We start from the raw sequence: 15,868 nt of genomic DNA, 5'->3' as shown, positions 1-15,868 counted from the left end.
CCTGATAAAAATGACAGGCCTCAAGACTTGTTCGGCATATCAAATGCCTTTTACCAAAGGTCCGGCGCCGGGAGTACCAGCGCCGGGACGACAACTCCCGTTACCTCAACTGCCAGTGCGAATCTTGTTCCAAACCCGTGTCCGGATCCGGTCTACATTCAGCGGCATCGCTTCCAGTGCAAACAACTTGCCCATCATTTCCGGGCTCGGGTAGACCTTGGTGTCGTTCTTGATGGCCGGGTCGATCAGACTGTCAGCCTGTTCGTTGCCATTGGCGTAATGCACGTAGTTGCTGATGCTGGCCATGACGTCCGGGCGCAGCAGGTAGTTCATGAAGGCATAACCGGCTTTTTCGTCCGGGGCGTCGGCGGGCATGGCGACCATGTCGAACCAGATCGCAGCGCCTTCCTTGGGAATCGCATAGCCAATGTCGACGCCGTTGTTGGCTTCCTTCGCGCGATTTTCGGCTTGCAGGATGTCCCCGGAGAAACCGACGGCCACACAGATATCACCGTTCGCGAGGTCGCTGGTGTACTTGGACGAGTGGAAATAGCTGACGTAAGGCCGGACTCTCATTAGCAGCGCTTCAGCCTTCTTGTAGTCTTCCGGGTTCTTGCTGTGATGCGGCAGGCCCAGGTAGTTCAGCGCCGCCGGGAGCAATTCCGGGCCATTGTCGAGGATCGCCACGCCGCACTTCTGCAGCTTCGCCATGTTCTCGGGCTTGAAGATCAGGTCCCAGGAATCCACGGGGGCGTTATCGCCCAACACCGCTTTGACCTTGGCGATGTTGTAGCCGATGCCGGTGCTGCCCCATAGATACGGGAAGCCGTGCTCGTTGCCCGGATCGTTGGTCTGCAAAGCCGTGAGCAAGACCGGATTCAGATTTTTCCAGTTCGGCAACTGACTTTTATCGAGTTTTTTCAGCGCCCCGCCCTGAATCTGCCGGGCCATGAAGTGATTGGACGGGAACACCACGTCGTAGCCGGATTTACCGGTCATCAACTTGCCGTCGAGGGTTTCGTTGCTGTCGTAGACGTCGTAGCTAAAGCCAATGCCGGTCGCTGTCTGGAAGTTTTTGGTGGTGTCCGGGGCGATGTAGTCCGACCAGTTGTAGATCTTGACGGTGTCGGCCGCGTGACTGAAGGAGGCGACGAGCGCCAATGGGGCCAATGCCAGAGTCTTTCGGATCATGAGTGGATTCCTGTGGGGGTTATTGTTGTTGGCAGGCAATCAGAGGATCAAAAAATCAGAACGTAGGTCTTACGCACGGTTTCCTGGATGTCCCAGATCCCGAGGCTGTTGGCTGGCAACATCAGTGCATCGCCGGCTTCTATGTAGAGGGTTTCACCATCGTCCGGAGTGAAGGTGCAGCGTCCCTGGATGAAATGACAGAATTCCTGGGCCACGATCTGCCGGCGCCAGCGACCGGGGGTGCATTCCCAGATGCCGGTTTCGACGCCATCGTCGCGTTCGACACTGGTGGTGGACGCCACCGCCACGGGCGTTCCCAGTGGCATGGCGACCGGGTTTGATTCGTCCAGCTTCAGCGTTGCGGTGTTCTTGAATTGCGTGATGCTCATGGGAATACCTTTGGATGTAGAGAGCCGCCGTTTACTGCATGAAACCTTCCATGAACCCTGCTACGCCGCTGGCCAGTTTGCGCCGCCAGGGTGCAGTCGCCGGGTTTGCCAGGGTCTGGTCTTCATGGACGAAGCTGCGGATGATCGCGTTGTAGCCGAGCCAGCGGCAGGGTTCCGGCTCCCAGGCTTTGAGCGCGTCGAGACCGCCTTGAGGGATGACCCACGGCTGGTGAACCAGCCCGGTATCGCGCTGCAGAATCAGATCGGCCAGGGTTCGCCCGCCCAGGTTGCTGGCGCCGACACCCTCCCCGCCATAGCCGCCAGAAATCGCTATGCCGCTCGCTTGATCACACAGCATGTGCGGCTTGAACCGCCGGGACATGCCCAGGTTGCCACCCCAGCCGTGAGTGATCCGTACGTTCTTGAGTTGCGGGAACAGTTCGCCGAACAGGTAACGGCGCAGCTCTACTTCGCTGGTGGTCAGGTCGAAGTCATGGCGCAGCTTGCCGGCGAACTGATAGCCGCCCCTCGCGCCGAACACCAGACGGTTATCCGCCGTACGCTGACCGTAAGTGACCTGGCGGCTGCTTTCGCCAAACGCCTGACCGCGACTCAGGCCGATTTCGTCCCAAGTGGCAGCGGACAGCGGCTCAGTCGCCACAATCAGGCTTTGCACCGGCAACTGGTAACGGCCCAACGGTGGCAAGGTGGCTGCGTAACCTTCTACCGCCGGAACGATCCAGCGAGCGCGTACCGCGGTTTTCGCCGTGCGCAGGCTGCCCGACTGCCAATGGGTGACCGGGCTGTTTTCGTAAATCCTGACGCCCATGCGTTCCACCGTCCGAGCCAGTCCTCGCACCAGTTTTGCTGGATGAAGGGTCGCGACGTGCGGTGCATAGATACCGCCATAAGGCTTGGCAATTCTGATTTGTTGCGCCAACTGCTCCGGGCTGAGCCAGCGGTAATCGCTTTCGGTCAGGCCTTGTCGGTAGAGCTTGTCCAGATAGTGCCGCAGGCTGGCTTCCTGTTCCGGATAGCGCGCGGCGCAATACAGCGCACCACCTTTTCTGAAATCGCAGTCGATGCCTTCACGTTCGATGACAATCTCGACTTCATCCGGAATGCTGTGCAGAAGATCATAAGAGGCGCGGCGCTGTTCAGCGGGCAGATCCGCCAGCAGCCGGTCTTCGCCGAGGATGTTGCCCATCAGCCAGCCGCCGTTGCGGCCCGAGGCACCGAAACCGGCGGTCTGCGCTTCAATGATGGCGATGTCCAGGCCCGGCGCCAGGCGCTTGAGGTAGTACGCGGTCCAGAGGCCGGTGTATCCCGCGCCAATGATGGCGACATCGACGTCCAGATCCTGCTCCAGCGCCGGACGCGCCAACAAGGGCTCGTCGAGCTGGTCCATCCACAAACTGATTTTGCGCCACGCCGGCATGCAGGACTCCGCCACTCAAGTTTCGATGGCGTCGATCCTAGTGCGTGGGCTCAGAGGCTGTCTTGCGCGCGTGCACGCAAAGAAATTTGTTTGGCGTAGGCCTTCGGCGACAGGCCGGTGTGCTGGCGGAAGCAGCTGTAAAACGCCGACAGCGAATTGAAGCCGGCTGCAAACGCCAGCTCATCGATCCGTAGCGGCGGCGTGGCGGTGTCCAGCGCGGCAAGCAGATGCTGCAACCGCGCCTGGTTAACGTAGCGATAGAAACTCTGGCCCAGCACCTGATTCAGCAGATAGGAAATCTGGTTGCGACTGTAACCGCACTCCTTCGCCACCCGTTGCAGGTCGAGCTCGGGATCCAGATAAGGCTGCTGACGCTGGAAATACTGTTGCAGGTCTTGCGCCATGAAACTCAGCTGACGTGGCGACAACCCGAGCCGGCTGGCGGCTGGACGCTGATTGTTGGCGGTTTTGCTGACGGGCCGCTCATGCACCAGCGAGGCGTATTCATTGACCCGCCAGATCAGCCCGTCGCGCACGGTAATCGCTTCACTGGCTCGAAAGGACACCAGCCCTTCACCGCCGCGCAGCGTAATGCGGTATTGAATGAATGCCGTGTTGCCGTCCAGTCGAATGCGGTCCGAGTGCTCCAGCGCTTCATCGGGATCGCGCGGCATGCTGCTGCGCACGTACTCGCGCAACTCGTCCAGCCCCATCACTCGGTTCTGGAAAAAGTCGTTGTACTGAACATTCGGGTGATACAGCGCCATGACCCCGTCCAGGTCCCGGTGTTTCCAGCGCAGGTGATAGCGCATGACCGTCTCGCTCGTGGCCTGGGTTTGCAACGGACCATCGTCATCGGCGGGCATAAAGGTCTCGATGAGAAAAAAGCGAGCTTGCCGAAATTCAGCCCCGGCTTCAACGTCGATTCGATACTGGCCTTTCGCCTAACAAACGCAGCGCTGTGACCTGAATCAAAAAAACTGAACCAATCGCTAAACGGCCTGAAAAATCCACATTCCTTTCACATACGGATGCTACTTTTAAATGCAGTCACCGGTTGAGCCAATGAAGGCTCTTCCCTCCTAACATGAGCTAACGGAAGCGCTCGATGAAGAAGGCGGGCAACATATGAATAAAGGGTTCAGTAAGGTCACCTTTCCAAACGCCTGCCAGCTGATGCGCTGGCATTTTCATCCCATGGGTTTTGAGGCGACCATGGACGCACCGGGCAGCATGATCGCCCGTCTGTTTGACCGCGCCAGTGGCGAGACCATGATCGCCATCGCCGGTATTCCATGCGCAACGGTCATGAATGCCGCGGATGTGGAACGCATCATCGAAGCGGTGGAGGATGAGCTGGAGTCTTTCATTCCACCGGTAGCCCTCAGGAGTTATGCCTGAAGGTTGAACCGCTTTTTTTTTAAAAATGATCGCAGCCTCGTTTCACTCGACAGTTCCTACAGGGTTACGCATTCCCTTGGTAGGAGCTGTCGAGTGAAACGAGGCTGCGATCTTTCAAGGCTTACGCCGATGTCTTGCCTGCGCGATGATCGGCAAAAAACGCTTTGCCCTTGCCAATCCGGTCGGAAGCCTTGGGCAGGTTCGCCGCCTGAGTGTCCTGGCCGTCGACATACCAGTAGCAATGGCTCACCGCCCGGGTGATGCCGACATAAGCCAGTCGCAGGATCTCGTCTTTCTGGGCGTTGTCATACGCCTCGTTGTCGCCCGGTTTGCCGAGACCCGCCATGCGGTAGACCTGATTCTTGTAAGGCGAACTGGTCAGGTGCTGACAATCCCCGAGCAAGAACACGGCATCGGCCTGAAGGCCTTTGGCGCTATGGTAGGTCAGTTGCTTCAGCCGTCGCGATTCGTACGGCAAGCTAGAATCAACATTAACTACAGACTGAATATGCTCTTCTATCAATGACTTATCGCTACTTTTTCGATAAAGCATCAAGATTGAATCACCCTTTCTGTAGTGATCCATCAGGCGCTTGGCCATGCCCTGATCGTCGCGATCCAGCACATTGACCGGAAGCAGCGACCTCGGCTCGCCGCTGGCCTTGGCCTTTTTTCCGGCGATCGCCGGTGCGGCGCGGACGATATGTTCGGCGGCATCGATGATGTGCTGATGGCTGCGGTAGTTGTCACTGAGCATGACCCTGGTGGTGCTCGGCGACGGGAATTCCTTGTTGAATTCCATGAAGTACGTGGGCGAACTGCCGCGCCATCCATAAATGGACTGCCAGTCATCGCCCACGCAGAGCAGCGACGAACGCTGGGCGCCGCGACCAACGTGCATGGCCGGGCCACGACTGCGAATTTCCGCCAGGCTGGCACGAATCCAGGAGACGATCTGCGGCGAGACATCCTGAAATTCGTCGATCATCAGGTGCGACAGGGGCCGCAGCAGTTCATCGCTCAGCAGCTTCTGATTTTCCGGGGAGTGCTCGCTGAACAAGGCAAACATGCGGTTGTAGGTCATCACCGGCGGTTTCTGATCCAGCAGATGATCTTCCAGTGCGCGCCAGTAAAGGCTCAGGGCTTCGAAGAAAAAACGGTCCGGGTCGTCCTTCGCGAAACTCATCTGGCCAACGGCGCCCGGAACATCCAGCCCCAGGTTCTCGATAAACCCGGCCGCTGCAACGAAACAGTCGAGCAACGGCGCGGAACCGAGTTCACCCTTGACCTTGTAATCGAACCCCGGCCCGGCGCTGGCATCCCCTGCCAGCGAGGCCAAAACACGCTTTGATGATTCGTAACTATCCAACCATATCAATGGCTTACGACAGAAAGCTTGAAACAGTGTTCGTTTCACAGCCCACTCGGCGCGAACGCTGAGCTTGGCATTCGGACGGCTGACCTGCGGATTTTCCCGTGGATCGAACCCCAGTACCACCCAGGCGTCCAGGCTTGGAATATAGCCATGGCAGTGAAACGTCGAGCCATTGATATCGAACGACTGACGATTGGGCTCGATGCCCTTGATCGGCCAGGCACCGGCGCGGAACCACAAGTCCTCGATGAAATCGCACAGTTCTTCATCACGCTTGGCCGCCAGTTCGGTCACGGCCATGCGCTTTTGCACATCCGGGTGATCGCGCTCCAATTCCTTGAGCTGCAAGGCATGGCGGGATAACGGTTTGATCAGCTCGCGGAAACGCTCATCGCGGGTGTGCAGGCTGTGGTAACAGGCGTTGAGCTGCTGACGCTGAGCGTCATTGATACGCAGGTCGAACGGATTGCTGTCGGCTTCCTCATCGCCATTTTGTGGGCGATGACTGAGGTTTTCGAAGGCTTGTAGCCGTTCGAAGCCCGGCAGACTGCGCACCATCGGCAGGATTCGCGAATGGAAGGTGCGCACCAGATCCCGCGCCTCTTTGAAGCTGAGTGACCGGCCCCAGAGCGCAAACAACTCGATCAGCTTATTGATGAAGTCCTTGCGCGACTCCCGCGTAAACGTCACCACGGTCATCGAATCGAGCTCGAAACCCAAATAGTGAGTCAGCAGCAAGATACGCAACACCAGTGTGGTGGACTTGCCCGCACCCGCTCCGGCGATCACCGACGTCGATGGCGTGTCACTGAAGATCATCTTCCACTGCGCGGCACTGGGTTGGGAATGGGCTGGCAGGAAACGGGCAACGTCGGCCTTCATGCGTTTTTTCAAGTCCGCACTCAAGGGCAGGCGCCAATCATCGAACAAGTTGTCGTCGACGTTGGGCGCGCGGTGTTCGGTCGAGCGCGAGTCACGGATCAGCAACACCTGCCGACCTTCCTCCAACCCTTCGAGCTTGCCTTCCTTATAGCCATAATCCACACCCGCGATGTGACCGCTGCGAAAGCCATCAGCCTGGCCATGCAGCCATGAGGCGCGGTGCTGCGCGCGCAGCCGGGTCAGGCCATGGCCGAAGAACCGGGCCGCAAGACGCTTGAGCAGCGGCATCTCGGCCAGGGGACGAAGTTCAGGAGGAAGATCGGGGGTGTGTTGCGGCACGCGGGCTGACTCCAGGGTGTGAGGCTGTTGAAGGCTATGGTGTCTGCATTTGCCGTTCAGTTCTAGTGAAATGCTTACAGGTCATTGGCTTATGCGATGAAGTGAAGGCTGGGTGAGAATGTTTCGAGGTTATTTGATATCAACTTATTCGATGGTATTGAGGCACTTTTTACGCTTTTTATCGATCGATGCCTGATGGATGATGCTCGCCATCAAAACCCATTTCAGGAGACGATCATGCTCGAACTCAGACCTTTCAACTCCCTGGGCGGCGCCCACCATGGCTGGTTGGATGCTCATCACCACTTTTCGTTCGCCGAGTACCACGACCCAAAACGCATGAACTGGGGCAACCTGCGGGTGTGGAACGATGACGTGATCGCCTCCGGCACCGGCTTCCCGAAACACCCTCACCGGGACATGGAGATCATCACTTACGTTCGTGAAGGCGCGATTACTCACGAAGATAACCTCGGTAACAAGGGCCGCACCGAAGCGGGTGACGTTCAGGTCATGAGTGCCGGCACCGGGATCGCACACAGCGAGTACAACCTGGAAGCCACCGAAACCAGAATCTTCCAGATCTGGATCATCCCGAACGAAACCGGTCTGGCACCGTCATGGGGCGCCAAGCCGTTCCCTAAAGGCCAGCGCGAAGGTTTCGTGACCCTGGCCAGTGGCAAGAGCGGCGACGACCAAAGCCTGCGGATTCGTGCGGATGCACGGCTGGTGGCAGCGAACCTGAAGGCCGGCGAGTCTGCCGAGTATCGGCTGGACAGCAGCCGTCGTGCATACCTGGTGCCGGCCACGGGTGTCATTGAAGTCAATGGGTTGCGCGCACAAGCTCGAGACGGTGTTGCTGTGGTCGATGAGCAGGTGTTGCGGGTGACGGCCATTGAGGACAGTGAAATCGTTTTGGTGGACCTGGCTTGATTGGGTAAATGAAACGCAAAAAAAGGGGCGACCGGAAATGGTCGCCCCTTTTTTACATGCTTGTCCCGTCCTGAATAAGGTTTGCACCTGTTTCAGGACTGGACAGCGGAATTGTGACGAGGGGACTTGTCCCCTCGCCACAGAGCCCTCGATCACTTCGCTGAAATTGCGCCATCCACGAGGGTTTGGGCTTCGGCCACCAACTGCTTCAGGTGCTCGTCACTGACGAAACTCTCGGCGTAGATCTTGTAAATGTCCTCCGTACCCGACGGACGCGCCGCAAACCAGCCATTCTCTGTCATGACTTTCAGCCCGCCGATAGCCTGGTCGTTGCCCGGCGCATGACTGAGGATGCTCTGGATCGCTTCGCCTGCCAGTTGGGTGGAAGTGACCTGATCCGGCGACAACTTGCTCAGCAGCGCTTTCTGTTCCGGATTGGCCTTGGCATCGACGCGCACCGAGAACGGCTCGCCCAGTTCGTCAGTCAACGCGCGGTAAGCCTGGCTTGGATCACGACCGGTACGAGCGGTCATTTCTGCCGCCAGCAGCGCCGGGATCAAACCGTCCTTGTCGGTACTCCAGACACCGCCGTCCTTGCGCAGGAACGACGCACCGGCGCTTTCTTCGCCACCAAAACCCAGCGAGCCGTCGAACAGACCGTCCGCAAACCATTTGAAACCGACCGGCACTTCGTACAGGCGGCGGCCCAAACGCTTGGCCACGCGATCGATCAAGCCGCTGCTGACCACGGTTTTACCTACCGCGGCATCGGCGCGCCATAGTGGGCGGTTCTGGAACAGGTAGTCGATCGATACCGCCAGGTAACTGTTCGGCGCCAGCAACCCACCCGACGGGGTCACGATGCCGTGGCGGTCGTGGTCCGGATCGCAGGCGAACGCCACGTCGAAGCGCTCTTTCAAGCCGATCAGGCCTTGCATCGCGTGGGTGGATGACGGGTCCATGCGGATCTGGCCGTCCCAGTCGACCGTCATGAAACGGAATGTCGGATCGACCTGCTTGTTCACCACGTCCAGGTCCAGCTTGTAGTGTTCGGCAATTGCCGACCAGTAGCGCACCCCTGCTCCGCCCAGCGGATCTACGCCCAGACGCAGCTTGGCATCGCGAATGGCATCGAAGTCGATCACGTTGATCAGGTCGGCAACATAGGTGTTGAGGTAATCATGACGATGGGTGGTGCTGGCCTTCAGCGCCTGTTCGTAGCTGATGCGTTTGACGCCGGCAAGCTTGTTGCCCAGCAGTTCGTTGGCCTTGGCTTCGATCCACTTGGTGATGTGGGTATCGGCCGGACCACCGTTGGTAGGGTTGTATTTGTAGCCACCGCTTTGCGGAGGGTTGTGGGACGGCGTGATGACGATACCGTCCGCCAGCCCGGAAGTGCGGCCGCGGTTGTAGCAGAGAATGGCGTGGGAAATAGCTGGTGTGGGGGTGTATTCGTCACCCTCGGCAATCATCACCGTCACGCCATTGGCCGCCAGTACTTCGAGGGCACTGGCGCCGGCCGGGGTGGACAGCGCATGGGTATCGATGCCGACGAACAGCGGCCCGTCGATGCCCTGGGCTTCGCGGTAAAGGCAGATCGCCTGGCTGATGGCCAGGACGTGCCATTCGTTGAAACTCAGGTCGAACGAGCTGCCCCGGTGCCCGGACGTGCCGAAGGCAACGCGCTGGGTGGAGATGGCGGCGTCGGGCTGGCCGGTGTAATAGGCCGTTACCAGTCGCGGGATGTCGACCAACGATTCTGCCGGTGCCGGTTTGCCCGCAAAAGGACTGAGTGTCATGCAAAACCTCTGAAATAGAGTGGTTCAGGAATAGGACCGCAGTTTACTGGCAGTTTGACCGCAACGCGATGGGATCGATCCACGGGCCTGAAAGGAGGTTTACGGCCGTGTTCAGTCCACCGATTCCAACCGCAAGGCATCCCCCAGCAGGCTCAATGCAGCACCGATGTCATGATCTCCGCCGAACGCATGACTCAAGCGCAAGTGCTGCGTGTGCAGGCCCTGCAGACTGAAGAGTTCCCCCGGCGCAATCACCACATGATGCTTGAGCAAGCGCTGGAACACTCGACGCATATCGACCTCGCGCAGTGAGCGTGCCCAGATCGTCGCCCCGCCCTGAGGATCGACGACATGCAGGGCGTCACCCAGACGCTCCTGCAATAGCTGCGTCATGTGTACCTTGCGGTCCTTGAGCAATCTGCGCAGCACCTGAAGGTGCTGATCGATCCGGCCATTGGCGTACAAACGGGCAATGGCTTTCTGGCGAATCGGCGACAGGCGAAATGAGCGTAGCAGAAAGTGCCGCTGCATTTGCTCGCTGAAATGGCGCGAAAGCAGATAGCCGTAAGGCGCTTCCGGACCGATGATTTTCTCGAACGTGGAGAACACGATCAGCCGCTCCGGGTCGAGCAGGTCGCGGAATCGCAAACCGCCCGGCTCGAATTCGAGGTCGCCGTAACAGTCGTTTTCCAGCACCCAACTGCCATGCTGCTCCAGCAACTGCGCAATGGCGAGTCGATTGTCGTCGGGCGGCAGGCTGCCCCGTGGTGCGCTCAACCCCGACGACAGCATCACCAGCCGCACCGGTCGGGTTTCCAGCAGTGACTTGAGTCGCTCGACGTCCAGGCTGCCATTGGCTTGCACCGGCCATTCGATGACTTGAACGTCCGCCGCCTGAAGCAGACGCAGAATCGACCAGTCACACGGCGACTCGATCACCACCACGGCGTCCTTGAGCCCCAGTACAGCGATCAATATTTCCAGGACTCCGCGCAAGTCTGCGCCGACATAGACGTGATCGGCATGCCAGCAACGCACCGGCGACGTGGTGTAACGCGCCGCAAGTGCGGCGCGCAGTTCGAGCTCGCCGCAAGGTTGTGAAGGCGGTTGTGGCAGGCGCGGGTATTGGCGCAGCAGTTCGCGCTCCAGCAGCAACAATGGACTGTCGAGGGGCTGTAGCAGCGCCGGCTCATCGGCACTGAAGACCAGCATGCCCGGGCGCCTGGCGCTGACATAAACCGTTTCGAGCAGGTCGTTGCCATTGCCGGGCATGTTGATCGAGGACACCGGCAATGCGTAATAGCCGGACTTGGCCACCGAATAGACACGCCCTTCTTTCTCCAGCAGCGAATAAACGTACTGAATGGTCGAGATCGACACGCTCAAACGATTGGCCAACTGGCGTAACGATGGCAAGCGTACGCTCGTGTCGCTGACCGGCTCGTTGATCAGGTGGGTCAGGTATCGGTACACCGCCTGATAGGCAAAGTCGGTTTCGCGAGGTCCTTTCAATGTCCCGCTGACCATTCACCTGCCACCACTGCATCATGACCAGGATCGACGGCTTCGGATTGCCCGTCCGCGTCGTCGGGCTCCCCGTCATTCACCCTGCCCTCGACGCCAGGCACCGGCCCCATGCGGTACAGCTTGCCGATCAGGCTGACGGGCAACCCGCTGACGTCGACCATCCAGTGCACAATCTGTTCAGGCACCGGGTGGCCCTGCATCGCACGGTGCAAGTCAGGCATCGCCACCAGCATGCCCGGGTGGCATTGACGCAGGAAACGCTCAAGCCCGGCGCCGTTTTCGACAAAAGGCGCGAAGAGCAGGCACACCAGCTGCGCCTCGTTCAACCCAAGGCTTTTGTGCGCTTCGGCCGCTGCCAGTGCACGCTGATCGGACAACTTCGCCGGGCTGCCAAAGGTCTCCACGGCTTGTTCGCACAGACGCTCCGACAGTTGCTTGCGACGCATCATCACCAAGGCTCGCTGCAAGTATTCGGCGACGCCCGTCTCATAGCTGTGACCATGCACGAAGCACGCTTGCAACCCACGGACATGGGCAGAGATCGAAGGGCTGACGTATTCGTTCTCACTGAGCTGGGCCGTGAGTTCGTCAGGCTGAAACCCCAGAAACTCAGTGAGCAGCGGCCATCGCTCTTCCCGGTTGCTGACCAGGAGGTCGTGAATGTCGATGAACGTGGCGCGACGGCAGGCTTCGAATTGTTCGGCCGGACGCCATTGCGCCGGGCCACGCCCGTCATAAAACGTGCGGTAACAATCGCTGCCGAGTTCGTCGAGCACTGCAAACAGCTCGTCAAAGCCGGTTCCGGGATGATCGGACGTCGTGAGCCCGGCCTTCGCGGCCGCCCGCTTCAAACCCTCGATAAACAGTTTCTGCTGACGTGGCGTATCGCTGCAGATCAATGCATCCACGCCGCTGCTCCACCGGGCAATTTGCCCAACGAATTCGCCAGTGGCCAGATAGCCGTCGTCCCACAGATCGAGCGGCCCGTCGAGGGTCCGACGATGCCCCACCATCAGCAGATTGAGCCGACTGGCTTCGCGGCCGGCCTCCGAGACCGGCGCCGGATGCCTGAATGGCAAGACCTCCCGGTTATCAGCCATCAATACTTCGACCCTCGGGTCATCGTAGAGGAACAATGCGCTGTGGCTGCGATGAATGTTGTCTTGCGCCGAGGCACTGAGACCGCTCATACGCAAGGAAGCCACGCGCAGCTGGAACGTGGAAGGTGCCCTGCCGGCAATACTGAGCTGCGCCGCGCGCAGTAGCGCCAGGGTGTAGCAACTGTCCCGGGACCCGGACTGAATGGCGAGCACCTTGTAGTCGCCAATGCGCTCCATTCCACCGGCGGTGACCACCAACCGCTGAATCATCAGCTGCAATGCCGTACGTTCGGCCCGCGAGAAGAAACTCAGCAAACGTTGCAGCATTTGCTGATAGACATAATTCATCGCCTGATCATGGATAAGGGTCATCTTTATTTACCTGATACTCGTAAGTTCAATAGTGCGCAAACAACGAAATGCAATGTGCAAACCGATTGCCCGCCACGATTGAAGTGCTGAATGCTATGCCCGAATGCTAACACTTAAACTTTCAGAAGATATTTGATGAATCTGAACAGCGCGATTGCCCTGGCGACAGACAGCCCATCGCAAAGCCCCGTAATACCTGCGTCTGCGGACTACGAGAGACGTCCTAGGAAATGTCCGACAGTGCCCCACAGACATGTAGCACAAGAAATAAAGAAAGAAGTCGCACATGATTGTTTGGCAATTGAGCAACGACCAACAGCTTGTCGGAAATATATTAACGATGCGCATTGAAAAGTATCAAACCGATACCCAGACATGACTCTTTCCTTGAGATGAAAGTAATCATTCAATTATCAGGGCTTAAATGGCGATTAGAAGATACAGATCAAGAGCAAAAACCAGTTCAGTTGCTGAACGGGCCTCATCGGCAGGGGCGTCTCATATTTTCAGACCTGAAGGATCGCGACACCGCTCGCGCCTACAATGGCAGGCAAAAAAAAGTCCGTGCAGGCACGGACTTTTTCAGAGGGTGTTACGCAGGTTCGACCTGCAGGGCGACTCGTTCGCGGCATGGGCATTCGTCCATGTAGCGGTGTGCTTCGACAAACTCGGAAAACGGGAAGACCCGAGTCTTGAGCGGCAGCAGAACGCGATCGGCGGTCATCTGGTTGATGTCGCGCAAGGCACGTTGCAGTGCGACCTGGTCCTGAATGATGCCCAGTTCTGGTTTGCCGGTGAAATTGCCGATGCAATGCACAAAGAACTGAATGTTCTTCTGGAACGCTGCACAGGCCGGGAACGGCGTCTGGTTGCCACCTTGCAGGCCATACAGCACCAGACTGCCACGAGGCGCGAGCACATCGCCGAGCAGAGACATCTGCGGGCCACCCAAGCCATCGAACACCACATCGACACCGCGGTTATCGGTAATCTTGTTGATCCGCATCAGCAGATCTTCTTCCTCGGTGACGATGACCTTCTCGGCACCCAGCGACAACAGGTATTCACGCTCTTCGGCCGTCTTCGTGGCGGCAATCACCCGCACACCCAAGGCCTTGCCCAACTGTACAAAGGACGGACCGGCACAGTGGCTGGCGTCGGTGACCAAGGCAAACTGCCCAGGCTTGACCCGTGCCAGATCGGCATAGGCAAAATACGCGATCAACAGTGGCGTGTAGTGCACCGCCGCTTCGATCGGGCTGAGCACGTCCGGATAGCGGGTCAACGCTGAGCGAGGCAAAACGATCTGTTCGCCATAGACCGGATAGTCGTTCGGGCTTTCAGCCGGGAAGCTGGCGACCTTGTCACCGACAGCCAGGTCATCGACGCCCTCGCCGAGCGCCGTCACGACGCCGGACATTTCATGGCCGAGGCCTGAAGGCAGACGAGCGTGGGACGAGGCCAGGTTCTGGCGCCAGAGAATGTCGTACCAGCTGATGCCAATCGCCTCGACGCGCACCTGCACTTCGCCCGGTGCAGGGAGAGCGGCCGCATGCTCTTCGCATTTGAGCACCTCGGCTGGACCAAACTTGTGAAAACGGATCGTGCGGGACATCGCAAACCTCGTCAAAGAAACCTCTAATGCCCTGAACTCTATCTGGGCTTTCTACCCAAGACTATCAGTGGCTATTAATAGTCGACATGCCTGTCATTGATTCCGCAGCGCCGGTGACATCTTCAAATGTCGTAAGAAACCGAAGCAGCCTTTGTAGGAAAACTGAATTACTCGGTGCAGAGTAGCAGCCTTTCCCCGTAATATTCATGCCGGCCATTGTTCTCATATGGCCGCTCTCGTCAAGCTTGATGACTCTGCCAGGACTCCAGATGAATCGTAATGACCTGCGTCGTGTCGACCTGAACCTGTTGATCGTTTTCGAAACATTGATGCACGAACGCAGTGTGACACGCGCTGCGGAGAAATTGTTCCTCGGCCAACCCGCCATCAGTGCGGCGCTCTCGCGCCTGCGCGGGCTGTTCGATGATCCGTTGTTCGTGCGAACCGGGCGCAGCATGGAACCGTCCGCCCGGGCGGTGGAGATCTTCGCCCTGCTCTCGCCGGCCCTGGACTCGATCTCCACCGCCGTCAGCCGTGCGGCGGAATTCGACCCGGCAACCAGCACTGCGGTGTTCCGCATCGGCCTGTCGGACGATGTCGAGTTCGCATTGCTGCCGATGCTGCTCAAACGCCTGCGCGCCGAATCACCGGGGATTGTGCTGGTGGTACGTCGGGCCAACTACATCCTGATGCCGAGCCTGCTGGCCTCGGGCGAGATTTCCATCGGCGTGAGCTACACCGCCGACCTGCCGGCCAACGCCAAGCGCAAAGTGCTACGCCGCAGCATGCCTAAACTGCTGCGCGCCGACAGCGTGCCGGGCCCATTGAGCCTGGACGACTTCTGCGAACGCCCCCATGCGCTGGTGTCATTCGCCGGTGACCTGAGCGGCTTTATAGATGAAGAACTGGAAAAACTCGGGCGCAAGCGGCATGTCGTGCTCGCTGTGCCCCAGTTCAACGGGCTGAGTACGCTGATCAGCGGCACTGATATTGTCGCCACCGTGCCGGATTACACGGCGGAAGCGTTGACGGCAGCCGGTGGCGTGCGAGCTGAAGATCCGCCGTTGCCGGTGCGCAGCTTTGAGTTGCACATGGCGTGGCGCGGGTCGCAGGATAATGATCCGGGTGAGCGCTGGTTGCGGTCGCGGATTCAGATGTTCTTTGGGGATCCGGATAGCCTGGCCTGATCCTGATTGTGTATGAGGGCTTCTGGCCCCTTCGCGAGCAAGCTCGGCTCCTGCAGGGGATGTGGGCTCGACATAAATCCCCTGCAGGGGCCGAGCTTGCTCGCGAAGGGCGCGACTCGGTCTCGCGCCGATTGCTGCATTCCCCGCAACACAGAATTGCCATCAAGCACATTGATCGCCTTCGAACCCGAGGTGCATGCTAGAGGGCTCGCTTCGACCTTATATCATTCCGAATGATAGTTACCTTCGCTTCATTCGATTCGTGCGATACCACCTCGCCGAGCATCATCCGCCCATCTCAATACATTGGCGGATGCATC

At 58.8% G+C, this 15,868-nt stretch carries 12 protein-coding genes; 3 read left to right on the top strand and 9 right to left on the bottom strand.

Annotated elements, in window-relative coordinates:
• Positions 1-105 precede the first annotated feature (105 nt).
• From FBY04_RS19725 to FBY04_RS19710, 4 genes are read right to left on the bottom strand one after another with little or no spacing between them, the layout of a single operon-like run.
• Positions 106-1,191 carry a polyamine ABC transporter substrate-binding protein gene (locus FBY04_RS19725; protein ID WP_145316401.1) on the bottom strand — a complete coding sequence of 362 codons (1,086 nt, stop codon included), beginning with the start codon at positions 1,189-1,191 and terminating at the stop codon, positions 106-108.
• A gap of 47 nt (positions 1,192-1,238) precedes the next feature.
• The gene (locus tag FBY04_RS19720) at positions 1,239-1,580 is read right to left on the bottom strand and encodes a cupin domain-containing protein (RefSeq protein WP_084322962.1); all 342 of its coding nucleotides are present in this window, start codon (positions 1,578-1,580) and stop codon (positions 1,239-1,241) included.
• 31 nt (positions 1,581-1,611) lie between these two features.
• Positions 1,612-3,018, bottom strand: a complete 1,407-nt coding sequence (locus FBY04_RS19715; protein WP_145316399.1) for an FAD-binding oxidoreductase — start codon at positions 3,016-3,018, stop codon at positions 1,612-1,614.
• A gap of 50 nt (positions 3,019-3,068) precedes the next feature.
• Entirely contained in the window at positions 3,069-3,884 is an 816-nt protein-coding gene (locus tag FBY04_RS19710; RefSeq protein WP_145316397.1) for a nuclear transport factor 2 family protein, read from the bottom strand.
• Between the two features lie 262 nt (positions 3,885-4,146).
• On the opposite strand from FBY04_RS19710, the gene FBY04_RS19705 reads away from it, so the two are divergent.
• A complete protein-coding gene (locus FBY04_RS19705; protein ID WP_145316395.1) occupies positions 4,147-4,419 on the top strand; it encodes a DUF1652 domain-containing protein in 273 nt (90 codons plus the stop codon).
• Between the two features lie 121 nt (positions 4,420-4,540).
• Here the strand turns inward: FBY04_RS19705 and FBY04_RS19700 are convergent, their stop codons facing one another.
• Positions 4,541-7,015 (bottom strand): UvrD-helicase domain-containing protein, encoded by a 2,475-nt coding sequence (locus FBY04_RS19700; protein ID WP_145316393.1) that lies wholly within the window; start codon positions 7,013-7,015, stop codon positions 4,541-4,543.
• 237 nt (positions 7,016-7,252) lie between these two features.
• Between FBY04_RS19700 and FBY04_RS19695 the strand changes: the two genes are divergently transcribed.
• Positions 7,253-7,948, top strand: coding sequence for a pirin family protein (locus FBY04_RS19695; protein WP_145316391.1), 696 nt, complete (start codon positions 7,253-7,255; stop codon positions 7,946-7,948).
• A gap of 152 nt (positions 7,949-8,100) precedes the next feature.
• Here the strand turns inward: FBY04_RS19695 and pgm are convergent, their stop codons facing one another.
• The 4 genes from pgm to FBY04_RS19675 form a co-directional block, all read right to left on the bottom strand.
• Positions 8,101-9,747, bottom strand: coding sequence for a phosphoglucomutase (alpha-D-glucose-1,6-bisphosphate-dependent) (pgm, locus tag FBY04_RS19690; RefSeq protein ID WP_084322957.1), 1,647 nt, complete (start codon positions 9,745-9,747; stop codon positions 8,101-8,103).
• A gap of 111 nt (positions 9,748-9,858) precedes the next feature.
• A complete protein-coding gene (locus tag FBY04_RS19685; RefSeq protein ID WP_145316477.1) occupies positions 9,859-11,259 on the bottom strand; it encodes a PLP-dependent aminotransferase family protein in 1,401 nt (466 codons plus the stop codon).
• Positions 11,256-12,746 carry a hypothetical protein gene (locus FBY04_RS19680; RefSeq protein ID WP_145316389.1) on the bottom strand — a complete coding sequence of 497 codons (1,491 nt, stop codon included), beginning with the start codon at positions 12,744-12,746 and terminating at the stop codon, positions 11,256-11,258. Before FBY04_RS19680 ends, FBY04_RS19685 begins: the two co-directional genes overlap by 4 nt.
• Positions 12,747-13,338: 592 nt before the next feature.
• On the bottom strand, positions 13,339-14,361 hold the full coding sequence (locus tag FBY04_RS19675) for a zinc-dependent alcohol dehydrogenase family protein (RefSeq protein ID WP_084322955.1): 1,023 nt from the start codon (positions 14,359-14,361) through the stop codon (positions 13,339-13,341).
• Positions 14,362-14,630: 269 nt separating this feature from the next.
• Here FBY04_RS19675 and FBY04_RS19670 point away from each other — a divergent pair, with 269 nt between their 5' ends.
• Complete coding sequence (locus FBY04_RS19670) at positions 14,631-15,548, top strand: LysR family transcriptional regulator (protein WP_084322954.1); 918 nt, start codon at positions 14,631-14,633, stop codon at positions 15,546-15,548.
• Positions 15,549-15,868 lie beyond the last annotated feature (320 nt).

It is taken from the genome of Pseudomonas sp. SJZ080, assembly GCF_007828295.1.
GTDB classification, from domain to species: domain Bacteria; phylum Pseudomonadota; class Gammaproteobacteria; order Pseudomonadales; family Pseudomonadaceae; genus Aquipseudomonas; species Aquipseudomonas migulae_A.
The sequence above is the reverse complement of the archived record's forward strand: the minus strand, read 5'-3'. Positions and strand labels throughout refer to the sequence as shown.

Excerpts from the sequence above, each read along its gene's own strand:
- FBY04_RS19725 (WP_145316401.1), bottom strand. The coding sequence starts at position 1,191 with ATGATCCGAAAGACTCTGGCATTGGCCCCATTGGCGCTCGTCGCCTCC.
- FBY04_RS19680 (WP_145316389.1), bottom strand. The coding sequence starts at position 12,746 with ATGACCCTTATCCATGATCAGGCGATGAATTATGTCTATCAGCAAATG.
- FBY04_RS19695 (WP_145316391.1), top strand. The coding sequence starts at position 7,253 with ATGCTCGAACTCAGACCTTTCAACTCCCTGGGCGGCGCCCACCATGGC.
- FBY04_RS19720 (WP_084322962.1), bottom strand. The coding sequence starts at position 1,580 with ATGAGCATCACGCAATTCAAGAACACCGCAACGCTGAAGCTGGACGAA.
- FBY04_RS19710 (WP_145316397.1), bottom strand. The coding sequence starts at position 3,884 with ATGCCCGCCGATGACGATGGTCCGTTGCAAACCCAGGCCACGAGCGAG.
- FBY04_RS19715 (WP_145316399.1), bottom strand. The coding sequence starts at position 3,018 with ATGCCGGCGTGGCGCAAAATCAGTTTGTGGATGGACCAGCTCGACGAG.
- FBY04_RS19705 (WP_145316395.1), top strand. The coding sequence starts at position 4,147 with ATGAATAAAGGGTTCAGTAAGGTCACCTTTCCAAACGCCTGCCAGCTG.
- pgm (WP_084322957.1), bottom strand. The coding sequence starts at position 9,747 with ATGACACTCAGTCCTTTTGCGGGCAAACCGGCACCGGCAGAATCGTTG.
- FBY04_RS19675 (WP_084322955.1), bottom strand. The coding sequence starts at position 14,361 with ATGTCCCGCACGATCCGTTTTCACAAGTTTGGTCCAGCCGAGGTGCTC.
- FBY04_RS19670 (WP_084322954.1), top strand. The coding sequence starts at position 14,631 with ATGAATCGTAATGACCTGCGTCGTGTCGACCTGAACCTGTTGATCGTT.